Below are 17,103 nucleotides of genomic sequence, written 5' to 3' on the forward strand. Positions count from 1 at the left end.
CTCTCCTTATTGCGCGTGGTGCGCCGGGGTTAATGTCTGCCAGTGTTGTGCCAGCCATGCGGTGCAGGCGTCCTGCGATGCGGGGGCGCAAACCACCTGCCAGCCTTCCGGCAATGCGCATGGCTCCGGCCACAGGCTGTACTGCTGCTGGGCGTTTTGCAGAATATAAAAGTGCCCCTCGGGATTATCGAAGGGATTGCTGAATTCCATACCGGACTCCTGTGGTGAAAAAGTGCGCGTTACTCAGCGCGCAGCAACGGTTGCCAGAGGGTGATAAGCCCTGAGGTCAGCCCACCGCGCCAGCAAAGCGCATCATGCCCACCGTCAACCTGACGCCAGAAAACGGCGGGTTGCGTGCGTTGCAACTGGGCAAGCATCGCCTGATTGGCCCGAAAGATAACCGGCTCTCGCACCCCTGCTTCCAGCACAATGCGCAGTCCTTGCGCCGAAAGCTCGTCGCGCCTGAGCGCCTCCGTCAGCACGCCATCCTGGCTGCCCCCGCGATGCGGCCACCAGTAAGAGCCCGACTGGCTCAGCACGCAGCCAAAACGCGCCGGCCAGTGCAACCCGGCATACAGCGATGCCAGCCCGCCAAAGCTCTGCCCGGCCACGACCGTGCGTTCGGGGCGGTCGCTGAACGGCGTTGTTGACTGAACGTGTGGCAATAATTCCTGCTGGACCGCCAGCCAGAAATCCTCATTGCAGGGAAGCTCCCGGCTGCGGTGGGCGGTATCAATCACATCGATGAGCACATAGACCGCCGGGGGCAATTTGCCCTCGTGGGTTAACGCGGCAAGCGCAGGCCAGACCGGCATGCTTTCCGCCCAGAATTGCCCGTCGAGCAGCACCGCTAGCGGGCGTTCTGCACCGTTGTCATCCCCGGTGGTATAGACCCACACGCGGCGGCGGTTGCCTAACCGGTCGCTCTGCCATTCGAAGCAAACCGGCGGGGTATATTCCGCATCCGGCGCGCCCCAGCCAGGCTGTTCCGGTGCGCCCGGCAGCGAGAGAGGGGAAACCGGATGCCCCCGTCCGCCCCGCCAGTGCTGGGCATTGAGCGGATCGGCTATCGCGTGAGGGAAAAGAGTGCGCCAGCCTTCGCGCAGTGCGGCACGGTCAGGCGGTGTCTGGGTAAAAGCCTGCGGCGGAAAATCGTCCCGTTTTGTCGACGGGATCAGGCAATAGCTCCCACGCCATCCGGCTTCGAGGCGGGTTTGCCAGCGCCAGACGTCGGTGCCCGCAATGCGTTGCAATGATTGCGGCGCGGACTGTTGATGATGATCGGTGACGCCGGTGATATAGAGCCAGACGCGCTCAACGGTGGAGGTCGCTTCGGTGCCCGCCGGGTCACGCCACCAGAAGGTGACCCGATAATGCGTTGCTGATTCCCGCTCCCACTCTGGCCCCTGTTTTGATGCCCACCAGGCATCACTTCCTGTCTCTTGCACCACTGCGTTACCCCAAATGACTTGTGGAAATTTTGCCTGCTCAATCAAATTTCTTGATAATATTATTGATAATTATTTGCATTTGCAATAGCGTATTGCCCGCGCCTGCACCGGCGCGTCTTTCACTCGTAACGTGTCACTTGTCGCGATTTTTCTCAGGAACGAGCGCCCTTCGCAGCAAGCTGGCGACATCATGCCGCTTTCCTTACCCCATTGGGAAAGGATCGACCGGGGAGAGCGGCGAAGAAAAGCAGGAATTACAATGAAAAATAAAATTCGTTCCCTGACCTTACTGGTCAACCTGGGAATTTATGGTGTGGCTCTGCCCGCTTTCGCAGCAGAGACCTCCACTGACGCATCCAGCAACGAAGACACCATTGTGGTGACCGCAGCGCAGCAGAATCTGCAGGCGCCGGGGGTTTCCACCATCACCGCCGATGAAATCCGCAAGAATCCCCCCGCCCGTGACGTTTCTGAAATTATTCGCACCATGCCGGGTGTCAACCTGACCGGTAACTCAACCAGCGGCCAGCGTGGCAACAATCGCCAGATTGATATTCGCGGTATGGGCCCGGAAAACACCCTGATTCTGATCGACGGTAAGCCAGTGACCAGCCGCAACTCCGTGCGCCAGGGTTGGCGTGGTGAGCGTGATACCCGTGGCGATACCAGTTGGGTCCCTGCGGATATGATCGAACGCATTGAAGTCCTGCGTGGCCCGGCAGCCGCCCGTTACGGTAACGGCGCGGCAGGTGGCGTGGTGAACATCATCACTAAAAAATCCACGGATCAGGCATGGCATGGCTCCTGGAACAGCTACTTCAATGCCCCAGAGCATAAAGAGGAAGGCTCCACTAAACGCACTGATTTTAGCCTGATGGGGCCGCTGGGCGGCGATGTCAGCTTCCGTCTGTACGGTAACCTGAATAAAACCCAGGCCGATGCCTGGGATATTAACCAGGATCATCAGTCCGAGCGCACCGGCATCTATTCCAACACCCTCGCCGCAGGCCGGGAAGGCGTTGAGAATAAAGATATCAATGGCGTCGTACGTTGGGACTTTGCCCCGATGCAGGCGCTGGAGTTCCAGGCCGGTTACAGCCGTCAGGGCAACCTGTACGCAGGTGACACCCAGAACACCAACAACGACAGCAGCAGCAACAACTATGTGAAGGAAAACTACGGCAAAGAGACCAACCGTCTCTATCGCCAGAACTACTCCGTCACCTGGAACGGCGGCTGGGATAACGGCATCACCACCAGCAACTGGGTGCAGTACGAACACACACGCAACTCCCGCCTCGGTGAAGGGTTAGCCGGCGGGCTGGAAGGCCTGTTCAATAGCGATAAATTCTCCGACACCGATCTTGCTGACCTGATGCTGCATAGCGAAGTCAGCGTGCCGTTCGAGCTGCTGGTGAACCAGAACCTGACCGTGGGCACCGAGTGGAATCAACAGCGTCTCAAGGATCGTGCCTCGAACACTCAGGCGCTGCAGGGTGGGCCGATTCCAGGTTATGACAGCACCGGTCGTAGCCCCTACTCCAGCGCGGAGATCTTCTCTCTGTTTGCAGAAGACAATATCGAAGTGACCGACAGCACCATGCTGACGCCGGGTCTGCGTTTTGACCACCACACCGTGGTCGGCAACAACTGGAGCCCGTCTCTGAACCTGTCGCAGGGGCTGGGGGATGACTTCACTTTGAAAATGGGGATCGCCCGCGCCTATAAAGCACCGAGCCTCTACCAGACCAACACCAGCTACATTCTCTACAGCCGCGGTCAGGGCTGCTACGCCAGCGCCACCGGTACTGGCTGTTATATGCAGGGGAATGACGACCTGAAAGCCGAAACCAGCATCAACAAAGAGATTGGCCTTGAGTTTAAACGCGACGGCTGGCTTGCCGGTGTGACCTGGTTCCGTAACGATTACCGTAACAAGATTGAAGCGGGTTACTCACCGCTGAACCAGACCTCTCAGGGCGCGCTGAAGACCGACCTCTATCAATGGGAAAACGTGCCTAAGGCGGTCGTTGAAGGTCTGGAAGGTACGCTGAATGTTCCGGTTACCGATGCGGTCACCCTGAGCAACAACGTCACCTACATGTTGCAGAGTAAGAATAAAACCACCGGCGAGCGTCTGTCGATCATCCCGGAATATACGCTGAACTCCACCCTGAGCTGGCAGATTGTGCAGGATGTCTCCGTGCAGTCCACCTTCACCTGGTACGGCAAGCAAGAGCCGAAGAAATATGACTATCAGGGCAAACCGGTGACCGGTTCTGCGAAAGATGAAGTCAGTCCGTACAGCATTGTGGGCCTGAGCGGTACCTGGGATGTGAACAAATTCGTGAGCCTGACGGCGGGTGTCGACAACGTGTTTGATAAACGTCACTGGCGCATGGGCAATGCCCAGACCACCGGCGGTACGACGGGCTATATGTATGGCGCGGGCGCCAATACCTATAATGAATCCGGTCGCACCTGGTATATGGGTGTAAACACCCACTTCTAAGGTCGCCCCGAACGTACCAACCCTCCTCTCCCTGCGGGGAGAGGAATTCCCAGTAATCTTACGTTTTGCAGCGATATCATTGCTGAGTGAGAATAAAACAGTTACCGCGATGACAGGGTCCGGCTGAAAATCGACGAAGCGTATCCGCAAGGCCGGGGCGACGCGCAGGGATGCGCGGCGAGGGCGGATTTACAGGGACGTTACCTCCGCCCGTCCCCGATAAGCCTGAAGGAATGCGCTGAGTGGACCGCGCCAGCGGCGATTTTCCTGGCCGGGAGCCCGGGTCGCCAGGGTGGTGGCGGTGAACCACCCTGGCACGTTCACAGGTTCTGGCGTTATAGAAAAGCAAGGAACATAAGGTGAACGGAATGACCACCAGAGCTGCATTTCCCCCTCACCCTGTCCCTCTCCCCAGTGGGGCGAGGGGACCGTTCGTGCACGTATTTTTTCTGGGGATTCCTCAACCCTGCGGGGAGAGGGCTGCATGAGATTTACCATGCACACATGAGGTTTACCATGCACACTCACCACACACTGCTCACGCTGAATGCCCACCCTCTGCATCTCATCCGCTTCGATCTCGCTACGTTTAACGATAACGATCTGCTATGGCTTCCTCATCACCAGCTGTTGCAGGATGCGGGCCGTAAGCGGAAAGCCGAGCATCTGGCCGGGCGCATTGCTGCCGTGCATGCCCTGCGCGAACAGGCTATCAAAGCCGTGCCGGGCATTGGTGAAACAGGGGCACCGCGCTGGCCCGCAGGTTTATATGGCAGCATCAGTCACAGCGGCAGCAATGCGCTGGCGGTTGTCGCTCACTCACCTGTAGGCGTAGACATTGAAACGCTGTTCACCGATGCGCTGAGCCAGACGTTAACGTCGAGCATTATCACCCCGGCAGAACAGCGGATTCTGGTCAACGCTTCTCTGCCGTTTCCGCTCGCACTGACGCTGGCGTTTTCCGCGAAAGAGAGCCTTTTTAAGGCATTGTCGTCTGCTGCCCTTCCCTTCCCGGGCTTTCATAGCGCCACCGTCATCGCCCTCGATCAGCGTGCTCTTCGCCTGCGAATAGATGCCACATTCAGCGCTGAACATGCGGGTAAATGTGTTGATATTGCATGGATGACGCATGAACAGCAGATCATAACCTTGTTAGGTGAATCGCCCTCAGGATCGTGATCCTTTTCTCCTTTTAAGAAATTAGCTGAGCAAACCGTAGACAGTTTGCTTTTGCCGATTTATCGTTAATTTGAATAATAAATCATTATTGAATAAATATTCAATGTGGAGAAAAAGATGAAAACGACCCTACTGAAATCGGCTGTACTGGCTTCCCTGATCGCCGCTTCCGGCTCGCTGTTCGCCGCAGATAACGGACTGATCGCCATAATTACCCCCTCACACGACAATCCGTTCTTTAAAGCAGAAGCGGACGGCGCGGCGGCAAAAGCAAAAGAGCTTGGCTACACCACGCTGGTGGCTTCACACGATGACGACGTGAACAAACAAAACCAGTTGATTGAAACGGCGATAGCCCGTAAAGCCAAAGCGATCATTCTGGATAACGCCGGGGCCGATGCCACCGTAGGGCCGCTGGAAAAAGCCAAAGCCGCAGGGGTTCCGGCCTTCCTGATTGACCGCGAAATTAACAAAACCGGCGTCGCCGTCGCGCAAATCGTCTCCAACAACTACCAGGGTGCGCAACTGGGTGCCGAGAAATTCGCCAAGCTGTTAAATGGCAAAGGCAAATACGTTGAGCTGCTGGGCCGTCAGTCTGACACCAACGCCAGCGTTCGTTCGCAGGGCTATCACGACATTCTTGATGACTACCCGGACATGAAAATGGTGGCGCAACAGACCGCCAACTGGAGTCAGACTGAAGCCTTCACCCGTATGGAAGCCATTTTGCAAACCAACCCGGACATCGTCGGGGTGATTTCCGGTAACGACACCATGGCACTCGGTGCCGAAGCGGCGCTGAAAGCGGCAGGTAAAAATAACGTGATTGTCGTCGGCTTTGACGGCAGCGATTACGTGCGTGATTCCATCATCAATAAAGGCAATATCAAAGCCACGGTTCTGCAACCTGGCTGGCAGCAAGCCCAGATGGCCGTTGAACAGGCAGACTATTTCCTGAAAAACGGCAAAGCACAGAAAGATGAAAAACAGTTGATGGATTGCATGCTGATCGACGACAGCAACGCCAGCAAACTGAAACTCTTCAACCTGAGCAAGTAATCCGGAGACGTTATGTCGTTAAAACAATGGGGTGCTGCATTTATAGGTTGCACCACCCTGTTGCTGACGGCCTGCACCGTGGTGGATCTGGATGAAAACGGCAAGCCAATCCTGCCTGCCGATCCGAATGCGAAAGCCAGCTTCGACAATCAGACCCCACAGCAGATCGCGCAACAAACCTGGCAAGAACGCGTCATTGACGCGGCTCATAAACATGCGCTGGATGCCACCGCGCTTACCACACAACTGAAAACTACTAACGACAAACCCCATAGCGTGTTTGTCCACCTGACCAGTCAGGTTGAACGCGTCGATGTGAGCAATGAACGCGAACAGAAACTGGTGATGACGTTGAACGGGAAACCGCTGACGATTCAGGTGGGCCCGGTGGTGCGGGGCAATGCCATTCGCGATGCCACCGGCTTTAAATTTGAAGACTTTACCAACCAGGTTCAGTTCGCTCAGCTCTCACGTGCTTACAACCGTCTAGCTGTGAAAAATCTGCCAAAAATTGACGCAAGCTGGGCAGGAAAACCCGCAACCGTTGTGATGGCGGTGACAATTAACGCGGGTCAGACCGAAGACGCCGTGGCACTGGAGTTGAAACAGGAGGGGCAGTGATGAGCGATGTACCTGTGGATGACATCATTCTGCGCACGCGCGGCATTTCGATGCTGTTTCCCGGCACGGTCGCGCTGGATAACGTGGATTACAACGTCTGGCGCGGCAAAGTGAATGTGATTATCGGCGAGAACGGCGCGGGGAAATCCACCCTGATGAAGATCCTCGCCGGCGTGCAGCAACCGAGCCTCGGCGCCATCGAACTGAACGGCAAGCCCGTGCAAATTTCCAGTACCCGTGCCGCTGCGGCACTCGGTATTGGCATGGTTCACCAGGAACTGAATCTGTTTGAAAACCTCAACGTCGCCGAAAATATTTTCCTCGGACGTGAGCTGCAAAAAGGGGTCAGCCCCATTAACGAAGCCGAGCAGGAGAAGCGCACTGCTGAACTACTTAAACGCCTCGATCAGCCCATCTCCCCTAAAGCGCTGGTGGGGAGCCTGAAGGTGGGGCAACAGCAGCTGGTGGAAATCGCAAAAGCGCTGGCGGAAGACGCGGATATTTTGATCCTCGACGAACCCACCTCCGCGCTGAGTAAAACAGAAGTGGAGATTCTGTTTCGCGTCATCCGCGAACTGACCCGTCAGGGGGTGTCGATTATCTATATTTCGCACCGCCTCGAAGAGCTGATGGCGATTGGCGATGTCATCACGATTTTGCGCGACGGCAAATTTCAGGCCGAAGCGAAAGTGTGTGATATCGACGTGCCGTGGATTGTGCGCGAAATGCTCGGCAGCGATCCGGTCAGCAATTTCCTGACTCCGGGCCGGACCTTCGGCGCACCGATACTGGAGGCTGAGCACATCACCTGTGTCAACAGCGCGGGCAACACGGTGGTCGACGATGTGACATTCAACGTACACAGCGGGGAAATTGTCGGCATTTATGGCCTGATGGGGGCCGGACGTACGGAGCTGTTTGAATGCATGCTCGGCACTGAACGCAACTACTTGGGCAAATTGTGGCTCGACAGCAAACCGGTGCCGCAGCGGCTGGCTACCGCTGACCGCATTCGGATGGGCATGAGCCTGGTACCGGAAGACAGGAAACGCACCGGCATCTTCCCGATCTCCTCGGTTGCGACCAACCTGACCATCGCCAGCTTATGGCGACGGTTGCAGCGCGGTTTCACCATCTCGGAAAAAGATGAGCAGGCGGTGGTCGCCAGCACCATCGGCAGCCTGTCCATTAAGGTCTCCACGCCCGAGGTCGAAATTCAGGCGCTGAGCGGCGGCAATCAGCAGAAAGTGGTGATTGGCCGCTCACTGTTGACCAGCCCGAAGGTGCTGTTTCTCGATGAGCCGACGCGTGGCATCGACGTGGGTGCCAAAGCCGATGTGTTTCGCATGATGGTGCAACTCTCGGAACAGGGGATCGCGGTGGTTTTTTCCACCTCGGATCTCAAAGAAATTATGGCGGTGTCTGACCGCATTCTGGTGATGTCCGGCGGCAAGCTGACCGCCGATATCGTACGCGATCGGGCCGAAGAGTCGGCACTGGTAACGGCAAGTGCTCAGGGGTTCTGATATGAAAACTACACAATCTGTGGCTGTCGCCCCGCGAGCGGGTGCCTCATTGTCACGCGAAAGTATTCTGCTTTTACTGTTGAAGCTGCGAACCTTTATCGCGCTGTTCCTGATCGTGGGCTTCTTTACCGCGACAGTACCGGGCTTTTTATCGACGGGCAGCCTGGTCATTATGATCAAACACATTGCCATCAACGCCTTCCTGGCGCTCGGCATCACCTTTGTCATCATCACCGCAGGGATTGATCTCTCCATCGGCGCCACGCTGGGTCTGTGCGGCATGATGGCCGGGTGGATGATCACCAAAGGGATTGTGCTGCCGATGTTTGGCATCGCCATCTTCCCGAGCGTCTGGGTGATCGTACCGCTGGTTCTGCTGATAGGCGGGGCGATAGGCGCGGTGAACGGCTGGATAATCACTCGCTATAACGTTGCGCCCTTTATCTGCACCCTGGGCACCATGTACGTGCTGCGTGGGGCGGCCATGCTGACCTCAGACGGGCAGACGTTCCCTGGCCTTGCGGGCAATCCGCAGCTTGGCAACACCGGGTTTGACGAAATCGGTGCAGGCACGCTGTTCGGCATTCCCTGGGCCATCTGGCTGATGATTGTACTGGCGCTGGTCATCGCCTACGTCGCACGCCGCCTGCCCTTTGGACGTCACGTTTATGCGATTGGCGATAACGAACGCGCGGCAGAATTGTCCGGCGTAAAGGTGAAACAGGTCAAAATCTGGGTCTATACCCTTTCCGGTTTCTGCGCCGCACTGGCCGGTATTGTGGTTTCTGCCCAGCTTCTGGCGAGCCACCCGGCCAACGGCACAGCGTTTGAAATGAACGCCATCGCCGCGGTGGTACTCGGTGGGACCTCGCTGGCAGGCGGTCGTGGCACCGTACTCGGCACATTAATTGGTGCTTTTGTCATTGGTTTCCTCGCCGATGGGCTGGTAATGATGGGCGTGAGCGAGTTCTGGCAGATGGTGATCAAAGGGATCGTGATTATCGTGGCCGTCATCATCGATCAGATGCAAAACCGTATGCAGCAGAAGGCGGCAGTGGTGGCACAAAAAGCCGTCATGGAGAAAAAATAGATCTACCGGTAAGTGCATGTTGGCCTGAGTTCGCTCAGGCCTTTTTTTATTCCGCTTTTCCCACCAGGCTTCGTGCGGTGGGGTAGTCGGTTATCAGCACGTCCACGTAGTTGCCCTGTAGCGCGCCGCGAATCGCATTGCGCTTTTCCGGCCCACCCGCTAAGGCAATCACCTGCTTACAGGCGCGAATTTGCTCCAGCTCCATGCCAATGACCGGATCTTCTTGCTGGCTCAGCACCGGTTTTCCCGCCGCATCGTAGTAGTGAAGGCAGATATCACCGACCGCACCGCGTTCCGCGAGCAGATTCAGCATGTCTTCGTTGTAGTAGTTACCGGAATTTTTCAGCAGTTGCGACGGCTCCAGTTCGCCGATGCCGACAATCGCCACATCCACTTCGGCAAACTTTGCCACGACCGCCGCCACGTCCGGGCTGTTCACCAGCCGGGAACGCTCTTCAACGGAGTGTTCAATGCTTTGAGAAGGCAGTAACCCTGCCGGGCAGCCCAGGTGCGCTGCAAGCTGTTGCGTCAGAATGGTCGCCTGCACGTTGCCGTTTGGCCCCACGCCGCCCAGCAACTGTATGACGCCTGCGGCACGAATGTTCTGGGGGTGCATCTCATCCACCATGCAGCGAATGGTGCTACTCCAGGCTGAAATGCCGACCAGGTCTTCCGGGCGCACGCGGGTTTCGACATAGTGCGCCGCCGCGCTGCCGATGGCGTGTTTCACCTGCGCATTGGTCGGGTCTTCCCCCACATCCACCACGATCGCCTGGCGAATGCCATACTGCTGCTCAATGGCCTTTTCCAGCGAGACGAAGATATTGGTGGGCTGAACCACGGTAATTTTCACCAGCCCCTCTTTTTGACAACGGGTCAGGGCGCGTGAGACAAATGACTGAGACAAATTCATCAGGGAGGCGATCTCTGACTGTTTTTTGTTCTCGTTGTAATAGAGCGTGGCAATTTTCACCAGCAGCCGCTGTTCATCCTGCTTCGACATAGCTTTCCCCTTAATTCATCTCCTGTCATTTTTATTCATACCTGAATAGATAACAAGCCAATCACGTCGCTCCCTGCACGATCCAAATGTGATCGTTTTCTCCTTTCTTCCAAATAGGCCTCTTCAAAGCGTAGACAAAGCGCTTTTCAGAGCATATCTTTAATCATGAATAATAAATCAGTAGTGAATATTTATTCCAAGTGCCATCAAGCCTGTCTTAAAACCTTGCGTTAACCGACGCATCGAGACCTTCAGGTGCACTTTTTCACCCTGATTGAATATTTATTCACGATAGATTATACATTCAAGAGGTGTACTATGAATCCGTTTTCGCTCTCCGTTGAGGAGCTTGAAAAAAAAGCACGCGCCGTTCGCCGTCGCATTATTGTGCTTAATGCCGAAAGTCCGGCCGGCGGCCACACGGGCGCTGATTTATCACAGGTGGAACTCCTTACCGCCCTCTACTTCCGCATTCTGAACTGCTCGCCGGAAACGAAAGAGAGCGACGAGCGCGATATCTACATCCAGTCGAAAGGTCATGCGGTCGGCGGCTATTACTGCGTACTGGCAGAAGCCGGATTTATCCCCGTCGACTGGCTCTCTACCTATCAGCATGCTGACTCACATCTGCCGGGGCACCCGGTGAAACATAAAACCCCAGGCATTGAGCTGAATACCGGAGCACTGGGCCATGGCCTGCCTGTTGCGGTGGGCATTGCACTGGCCGCAAAACGCAGCAACAGCAAGCGCCGTGTGTTTGCGATTACCGGTGACGGTGAACTGGCCGAAGGCAGTAACTGGGAAGCCGCGCTGGTCGCTGCTCACTACCAGCTCGACAACCTCATTATTATCAACGACAAGAATAACTTACAGCTGGCAGGCTCAACCAAAGAGATCATGAATACCGATCCGCTGGATGAAAAATGGCGCGCCTTCGGCATGCAGGTCACCGAGTGTAAAGGTAACGACATGGCCGACGTGGTGGCGACGCTGGAAGGATTACAGCCTGGCGGTAAACCGCACGTTGTGATTGCTCATACCACCAAAGGCGCTGGCGTTTCCTTTATTCAGGGACGCCCGGAATGGCACCACCGTGTGCCAAAAGGTGACGAAGTTGAACTGGCGCTGGAGGAACTGAAAGATGCGTAATAGCGAACATCTCGCCACCGTGATGGTGAATGCCTTTATTGATGCGGTCGAACGTGGCGTGGATCTGGTACCGGTCGTGGCCGATTCCACCTCCACGGCCAAAATTGCGCCGTTTATCAAGCAATTTCCCGGCCGCCTGGTCAATGTGGGTATTGCCGAGCAAACCTTAGTGGGCGCAGCCGCTGGGCTGGCAATTGGCGGCAAAGTGGCGGTGACCTGTAACGCGGCGCCGTTTTTGATCTCCCGCGCTAACGAACAGATCAAAGTCGACATTTGCTACAACAACACCAACGTGAAGCTGTTTGGGTTGAACTCGGGGGCCAGCTACGGCCCGCTTGCCAGTACGCACCACAGTATTGATGACATCTCGGTGCTGCGCGGGTTTGGCAATATCGAAATCTATGCCCCCTCCTGCCCGGTTGAATGCCGACAGATTATCGATTACGCCCTCGCACACGTTGGCCCGGTCTACATCCGCCTTGACGGCAAAGCACTGCCGGAACTGCATGATGAACACTACCAGTTCGCCCCCGGCAATATTGACGTCCTGCGCAAGGGCAACGATGTCGCTCTGGTGGCGATGGGGTCAACGGTCCATGAAATTGTCGAAGCCGCCACACAACTGGCAGCACAAGGTATTGAGGCCAGTGTTATCAGTGTACCGTCTATTCGTCCCTGCAATACATCACAGCTGCTGGACGCGCTCAAAACCTGCAACGCAGTGGTGAGCGTGGAAGAGCACAACGTGAACGGCGGTGTCGGTAGCCTGGTGGCAGAGGTGCTGGCTGAAGCGGGTTGCGCGATTCCCCTGCGCCGTCTTGGTATTCAGGATGGTCAGTACGCCATCGCCGCTGACCGCGCATCGACCCGCGCCCGCCATGAAATTGATGCCGCAGGTGTCGTTAAAAATGCCCGGCAGATCTTACTGAACCGGCAATAAAAATAATAAAGAACAACTTACTGGAGATAATTGCAATGTCCCGAATCCCTCAAAAACTGACCATGGCGGTGATCATCGGCAACCGTGGCTTCTTCCCAAGCTACCTGGTGGCTGAAGCCCGTGAGCAAGCCGTCGCCCTGTTCGACCGCCTGGGTATCAACACCATCATGCTTGATGAGACGCAAACGGAACTGGGCGGCGTGGAGACGCGTCAGGATGCAAAAGTGTGCGCCGAACTGTTCCGTGCACACCGCGACGAGATCCACGGCGTGGTGGTGTTGTTACCCAACTTTGGCGATGAGAAAGCCATCGCCGAGACCCTGCGCCTTTCCGGCCTGAACGTGCCGGTGCTGGTGCAGGCGGAAGAGGATAATCTGGACAAGATGGGGCTGGCGACCCGTCGCGACAGCTTCTGCGGCAAAATCTCCCTGTGCAACAACCTGCGCCAGTACGGCATTCCGTTTACATTAACCACTCAACACGTTTGTGCCCTCAGCGGTGACGTCTTCGAACAAGACCTCAAGCGCTTTGAGCAGGTCTGCCGTGTGGTGAGCAGCATGCGCGGAGTGCGTGTCGGGGCCATTGGTGCGCGCCCGGCGGGCTTTAACACCGTGCGTTACAGTGAAAAACTGCTGGAGCGCCTGGGCATCGCCGTTGAAACGCTCGATCTCTCTGAAGTCTTTACCCGCATCAAAACCCTGCGTGACGATGACATCCGCGTCGATGAAAAACGCCGTCTGCTGATCGACAACGCCGACGCCAGCGGCATTCCGCCGGAAAAACTGGTCACGATGGCGAAGCTGTTTGTGGTTATCAGCGAGTGGGTGATGGCTAACGATATCGATACCACCGCCATTCAGTGCTGGACATCGCTCCAGGAAAACCTCGGTATTAACGTCTGCTCCATTATGAGCGTGATGTCCGGTCAGTTGATGCCGTCCGCCTGCGAAGTGGATGTGATGGGCGCGCTGTCGATGTATGCCCTGGCCAGCGCCAATATGAGCCCGGCCTCCATTGCGGACTGGAACAATAACTTCGGCGACGATCGTGATAAATGCGTGCTGTTCCACTGCGGCAACTTCGCTTCGGCCAGCCTCGACACCCCGCATATGGGCACCGCCGACATCATCGGCACCACCGTCGGCAAAGAGAACACCTGCGGGGCTGTGCATGGTCGCCTCAAAGCCGGTTCCCTCACCTATTTCCGCCTGAGTACCGATGACTTAACGGGCGAAATTAAAGCCTATGTCGGTGAAGGTCAGTCGGTGAACGATCCGCTCGACACCGTTGGCTGTCGCGCCGTTATTCAGGTTCCCCGCCTGGAAGAGCTGCTTTCCTTTATTTGCCGTAACGGCTTTGAGCACCATGTCGCCATGAACCATGCCGCCAGCGGGAAAGTGCTTCACGAAGCGTTCACCCGTTACCTCAACGTTGACACCTACCTGCATCGGTAATGCACGTCGCCGGGCCTGATGGAGAAAGGGAATGTCGAAAGAGATTATCATTGCACTTGATGAAGGCACCACCAACGCCAAAGCCGTTGCGCTGGATGCAAGCGGTCATGTGGTGGCGAAGGCCTCCCGTCCGTTGACCATCCAGACGCCGCGCGAAGGCTGGGTGGAGCAGTCGGGTGAAAGGCTGCTCGACGCCTCGCTGGAGGTTATCCGGGAAGTCGTTGCGCGGGTGGGAGGTGAACGTGTTGCTGCGCTGGCTGTCAGCAATCAGCGGGAAACCGCGATGGGCTGGTATCGGGCAAGCGGTCAACCGCTCGGTCCGGCCATTACCTGGCAGTGTTCACGCACCGCCGACTTTTGCCATGCGCTGCGGGCGCAGGGGAAGGAAAGCCAGATTAAAGCGGTGACCGGTTTGCCGGTCGCCCCGCTCTTCTCTGCTTCTAAAATGCGCTGGCTGCTGGAGTCCGTGCCGAACGGCAGCCTGTTGGCTGAACAGGGCGAAATTTGCCTGGGTACTGTCGATAGCTGGCTGCTGTGGAACCTGACCGGCGGCGAGGCGTTCTGTTGCGATTACTCGAATGCTTCCCGTACCCAGCTACTGAACCTGATTACCGCCGAATGGGATGCCGACATGCTGGCGCTGTTCCAGATCCCCCGTCAGGCATTACCGGAGATTCGCCCTTCCAGCGGACTTTTTGGTCACACCAAAGGGCTAGACGGCATCCCGGATGGCCTCCCCGTGATGGCGATGATCGGCGATTCTCATGCCGCCCTCTTTGCCCACGGACTGGGCGCGGCGGGCTGCGTCAAAGCGACCTATGGCACGGGTTCCTCGGTGATGGCACCGGTGACATCGGCGCAGTGTGACGTGAAATCGCTTGCCACCACCGTGGCCTGGCATGACGGCGACACACTGGTGTACGGCCTGGAGGGCAATATTCCGCACACCGGTGATGCGGTGGCCTGGATGGCAGAAAGTACGGGTCTGAATGAATTGCCGGAAGCGGAACTCGCCCAGGCGCTGAATACGCTACCGGCCTCGGTGGACTCCACGCTCGGCGTCTATTTTGTGCCGGCGTTGACCGGGCTTGGCGCCCCCTGGTGGGATGAAAACGCACGTGGCCTGATTCATGGTCTGAGCCGTGGCGTGAAGCGAGCCCATCTGGTGCGCGCGGCGCTGGAGTCCATCACCTATCAGATTGCGGATGTGGTGGTCGCAATGCGCCAGCACGGTGACTTCGCTCTGAAAGCCCTGATGGTCGACGGTGGCCCGACCAAAAATGACTGGCTGATGCAGTATCAGGCTGACCTGCTTGGCTGCCCGGTCATGCGCAGCGACGTGGCGGAACTCTCAGCAATGGGCGCCGCTTTGCTGGCGCGTAAGGCGTTATTGAAAGTCGATAGCGAAGAGTTACGCCAGTATCTACCTGAACATGTCACCTTTGCCCCCGATGCTCAGCGCCACGGCAGACTGCAAAAGCGCTGGCATGAGTGGCAAAGCGCGGTACAGCTGGCGCGCTCGCAGAAAACGCAGGCAAGTTGAAAACGTGTGGGTACGTGGGGTCAGTGCCGAACGGTCTGAATTTTAACGGCCTCAGCCCGGTTGATTACCGCCTGAACACGTACCCGCTGCAAAGGTAAGAAGGTGATGTTTGTTACGGACGCTTGCCGCAAGACGGTGCCAATGTAGTAATATTTTTAGGCTGATGCCCATGCCTTGTTTTGGATAATCACTCTGTAGCCGTCAGGGTCAACAAATGTCCTTCCGTTCACATCCCTGTAAGGGTTGAATGACCCGGTCATTCTGAAACCCGCATTGATCATTCTTTCGCAGCCATGCGCCCATTCATTTTCATCCGGATAATAAAGAACGAGCAAATCCTCCTTGAGAAGACCTGACTAAACAGTGCGTTAGCATTTCCTGTAGGGAATCATAAGGCGTCGCAATTGACTTACTATTGTGAATATAATTTCACTATAGTAAATTTACGCATATTCATTTTGTGTGTTAATACATAAAGCAATGGCACGTTAAGGTAGAAAAAATGTTAAAAATCAGAATGTCACGCCCATCTGAAACGTCAGAAATTATCCAAATCTGGAAAAACTCTGTAGATGCTACGCACGATTTTCTGACAGCCTATGACCGACAAGAGATCGAAAAAGAAGTTGTCAGTTTTTTTTCACAAACCCCTGTCTGGGTTGCCACAAATCAGGAAGACCAACCGCTGGGATTTATGTTTTTACATGAGGGCCATCTGGAGGCGCTTTTTGTCGATGCTTCTGCTCGCGGACTTGGCGTCGGAAAACGGTTGATCTCATATGCACTGGATCTGCATCCTGATTTACGGGTCGATGTAAATGAACAAAACCAGCAAGCTGTAGGGTTTTATCAGCATATGGGCTTTCAGGTTTCAGGGCGTTCCGGGCAGGACAATCAGGGAAGGCCCTATCCCCTGTTACATCTAAGCAAGGCAAATGTGATGTCACCCTGCAAGTAGGGGAAATGTCATTGATTTTTTTGACTGAAAGCGACGATGTAAGAGCAGCTCCGATCGCTCTCAGGATTGGTCATTAGGTACTCGCTTGCAAAGGTAAGCGCCAGGCAGTCACCAGCTTGTAAATGATGGGTCCGATCATTAACCCGAAAATCAAGGCTACCGCTCAACATCCAAAGTGTTTGCCCGGAAAGATGCTCATTCGCAGAGGCGGGTATCGTCAATTGACCCATAGCAGGAATTTCAACTTTTATCAGTTCCGGGCATGCCCCTGCCGGGGAGAGAGACCAGCGGGTAATGCCTGTTTGTTCATCAATCCAGTGCTGCTGCTGATCGGCAAAGCGCACAAGTGAATTCTGATGTGACTCAAGCTCTGCGAAAAGCTTTGATAATGTAATATTCATCGCACTCGCTAACCGACTCAGTATCGTTGCACTGGGGCTGGAGGCGCCTCGTTCAACTTTGCTAATCATGGCCTGACTGACGCCCGATCGCTTAGCAAGCTCTGTTAAAGTCAAGTTGCGAGCCTTTCTGTGCTTAAGCAATAAACGCGCAATGTCGCTATCTACTATCTGATTTTTAGATGTTTTATCCATTTTAGTCCTCACTTTCGCCAGCCTG

The 17,103-nt window shown here is 55.9% G+C and carries 15 protein-coding genes and 1 pseudogene; 11 read left to right on the plus strand and 5 right to left on the minus strand.

Translation table 11 applies throughout. The annotated features are described in order from the left end of the window. Positions 1-6 precede the first annotated feature (6 nt). Positions 7-210, minus strand: a complete 204-nt coding sequence (locus ACUY4Q_RS17300) for an MbtH family protein (RefSeq protein ID WP_458043942.1) — start codon at positions 208-210, stop codon at positions 7-9. Between the two features lie 29 nt (positions 211-239). Beyond that, a complete protein-coding gene (gene fes / locus ACUY4Q_RS17305) occupies positions 240-1,451 on the minus strand; it encodes an enterochelin esterase (RefSeq protein ID WP_458043943.1) in 1,212 nt (403 codons plus the stop codon). Positions 1,452-1,710: 259 nt separating this feature from the next. On the opposite strand from fes, the gene ACUY4Q_RS17310 reads away from it, so the two are divergent. The 6 genes from ACUY4Q_RS17310 (at position 1,711) to ACUY4Q_RS17335 (ending at position 9,438) form a co-directional block, all read left to right on the plus strand. After that, complete coding sequence (locus ACUY4Q_RS17310; RefSeq protein WP_458043944.1) at positions 1,711-3,963, plus strand: TonB-dependent siderophore receptor; 2,253 nt, start codon at positions 1,711-1,713, stop codon at positions 3,961-3,963. Between the two features lie 516 nt (positions 3,964-4,479). Beyond that, a complete protein-coding gene (entD, locus tag ACUY4Q_RS17315; protein WP_458043945.1) occupies positions 4,480-5,142 on the plus strand; it encodes an enterobactin synthase subunit EntD in 663 nt (220 codons plus the stop codon). 117 nt (positions 5,143-5,259) lie between these two features. Further along, a complete protein-coding gene (locus tag ACUY4Q_RS17320) occupies positions 5,260-6,201 on the plus strand; it encodes a D-ribose ABC transporter substrate-binding protein (RefSeq protein WP_458043946.1) in 942 nt (313 codons plus the stop codon). A gap of 12 nt (positions 6,202-6,213) precedes the next feature. Beyond that, positions 6,214-6,822: a DUF2291 family protein gene (locus ACUY4Q_RS17325; protein ID WP_458043947.1), complete on the plus strand. Its 609-nt coding sequence runs from the start codon at positions 6,214-6,216 to the stop codon at positions 6,820-6,822. Continuing rightward, positions 6,822-8,348: a sugar ABC transporter ATP-binding protein gene (locus ACUY4Q_RS17330; RefSeq protein ID WP_458043948.1), complete on the plus strand. Its 1,527-nt coding sequence runs from the start codon at positions 6,822-6,824 to the stop codon at positions 8,346-8,348. The genes ACUY4Q_RS17325 and ACUY4Q_RS17330 overlap by 1 nt, the downstream gene beginning before the upstream one ends. A gap of 1 nt (position 8,349) precedes the next feature. Beyond that, positions 8,350-9,438 (plus strand): ABC transporter permease, encoded by a 1,089-nt coding sequence (locus ACUY4Q_RS17335; protein WP_458043949.1) that lies wholly within the window; start codon positions 8,350-8,352, stop codon positions 9,436-9,438. 46 nt (positions 9,439-9,484) lie between these two features. Here ACUY4Q_RS17335 and ACUY4Q_RS17340 read toward each other — a convergent pair whose 3' ends face one another. Further along, positions 9,485-10,441 (minus strand): sugar-binding transcriptional regulator, encoded by a 957-nt coding sequence (locus ACUY4Q_RS17340; RefSeq protein WP_458043950.1) that lies wholly within the window; start codon positions 10,439-10,441, stop codon positions 9,485-9,487. Positions 10,442-10,759: 318 nt separating this feature from the next. Between ACUY4Q_RS17340 and ACUY4Q_RS17345 the strand changes: the two genes are divergently transcribed. The 4 genes from ACUY4Q_RS17345 to ACUY4Q_RS17360 are packed head-to-tail and all read left to right on the plus strand — an operon-like array spanning position 10,760 to position 15,527. After that, positions 10,760-11,590, plus strand: coding sequence for a transketolase (locus ACUY4Q_RS17345; protein WP_458043951.1), 831 nt, complete (start codon positions 10,760-10,762; stop codon positions 11,588-11,590). Continuing rightward, the gene (locus ACUY4Q_RS17350; protein WP_458043952.1) at positions 11,583-12,530 is read left to right on the plus strand and encodes a transketolase family protein; all 948 of its coding nucleotides are present in this window, start codon (positions 11,583-11,585) and stop codon (positions 12,528-12,530) included. Before ACUY4Q_RS17345 ends, ACUY4Q_RS17350 begins: the two co-directional genes overlap by 8 nt. A gap of 35 nt (positions 12,531-12,565) precedes the next feature. Beyond that, positions 12,566-13,984 (plus strand): L-fucose/L-arabinose isomerase family protein, encoded by a 1,419-nt coding sequence (locus ACUY4Q_RS17355; RefSeq protein ID WP_458043953.1) that lies wholly within the window; start codon positions 12,566-12,568, stop codon positions 13,982-13,984. A 31-nt stretch (positions 13,985-14,015) separates the two neighbouring features. Next, entirely contained in the window at positions 14,016-15,527 is a 1,512-nt protein-coding gene (locus ACUY4Q_RS17360) for an FGGY family carbohydrate kinase (protein ID WP_458043954.1), read from the plus strand. Between the two features lie 155 nt (positions 15,528-15,682). Here ACUY4Q_RS17360 and ACUY4Q_RS17365 read toward each other — a convergent pair. Next, a pseudogene (locus tag ACUY4Q_RS17365) lies at positions 15,683-15,871 on the minus strand (VOC family protein); the annotation flags it as partial. A 158-nt stretch (positions 15,872-16,029) separates the two neighbouring features. Here ACUY4Q_RS17365 and ACUY4Q_RS17370 point away from each other — a divergent pair. Continuing rightward, a complete protein-coding gene (locus ACUY4Q_RS17370) occupies positions 16,030-16,485 on the plus strand; it encodes an acetyltransferase (RefSeq protein ID WP_458043955.1) in 456 nt (151 codons plus the stop codon). An 8-nt stretch (positions 16,486-16,493) separates the two neighbouring features. Here the strand turns inward: ACUY4Q_RS17370 and ACUY4Q_RS17375 are convergent, their stop codons facing one another. Then, positions 16,494-17,078 (minus strand): helix-turn-helix domain-containing protein, encoded by a 585-nt coding sequence (locus tag ACUY4Q_RS17375; protein WP_458043956.1) that lies wholly within the window; start codon positions 17,076-17,078, stop codon positions 16,494-16,496. Between the last annotated feature and the right edge of the window lie 25 nt (positions 17,079-17,103).

Source organism: Phytobacter cepae, from assembly GCF_054165735.1.

Excerpts from the sequence above, each read along its gene's own strand:
- ACUY4Q_RS17355 (WP_458043953.1), top strand. The coding sequence starts at position 12,566 with ATGTCCCGAATCCCTCAAAAACTGACCATGGCGGTGATCATCGGCAAC.
- ACUY4Q_RS17350 (WP_458043952.1), top strand. The coding sequence starts at position 11,583 with ATGCGTAATAGCGAACATCTCGCCACCGTGATGGTGAATGCCTTTATT.
- ACUY4Q_RS17325 (WP_458043947.1), top strand. The coding sequence starts at position 6,214 with ATGTCGTTAAAACAATGGGGTGCTGCATTTATAGGTTGCACCACCCTG.
- ACUY4Q_RS17375 (WP_458043956.1), bottom strand. The coding sequence starts at position 17,078 with ATGGATAAAACATCTAAAAATCAGATAGTAGATAGCGACATTGCGCGT.
- ACUY4Q_RS17330 (WP_458043948.1), top strand. The coding sequence starts at position 6,822 with ATGAGCGATGTACCTGTGGATGACATCATTCTGCGCACGCGCGGCATT.
- ACUY4Q_RS17370 (WP_458043955.1), top strand. The coding sequence starts at position 16,030 with ATGTTAAAAATCAGAATGTCACGCCCATCTGAAACGTCAGAAATTATC.
- ACUY4Q_RS17340 (WP_458043950.1), bottom strand. The coding sequence starts at position 10,441 with ATGTCGAAGCAGGATGAACAGCGGCTGCTGGTGAAAATTGCCACGCTC.
- entD (WP_458043945.1), top strand. The coding sequence starts at position 4,480 with ATGCACACTCACCACACACTGCTCACGCTGAATGCCCACCCTCTGCAT.
- ACUY4Q_RS17320 (WP_458043946.1), top strand. The coding sequence starts at position 5,260 with ATGAAAACGACCCTACTGAAATCGGCTGTACTGGCTTCCCTGATCGCC.
- ACUY4Q_RS17310 (WP_458043944.1), top strand. The coding sequence starts at position 1,711 with ATGAAAAATAAAATTCGTTCCCTGACCTTACTGGTCAACCTGGGAATT.
- ACUY4Q_RS17345 (WP_458043951.1), top strand. The coding sequence starts at position 10,760 with ATGAATCCGTTTTCGCTCTCCGTTGAGGAGCTTGAAAAAAAAGCACGC.
- ACUY4Q_RS17360 (WP_458043954.1), top strand. The coding sequence starts at position 14,016 with ATGTCGAAAGAGATTATCATTGCACTTGATGAAGGCACCACCAACGCC.
- ACUY4Q_RS17300 (WP_458043942.1), bottom strand. The coding sequence starts at position 210 with ATGGAATTCAGCAATCCCTTCGATAATCCCGAGGGGCACTTTTATATT.
- ACUY4Q_RS17335 (WP_458043949.1), top strand. The coding sequence starts at position 8,350 with ATGAAAACTACACAATCTGTGGCTGTCGCCCCGCGAGCGGGTGCCTCA.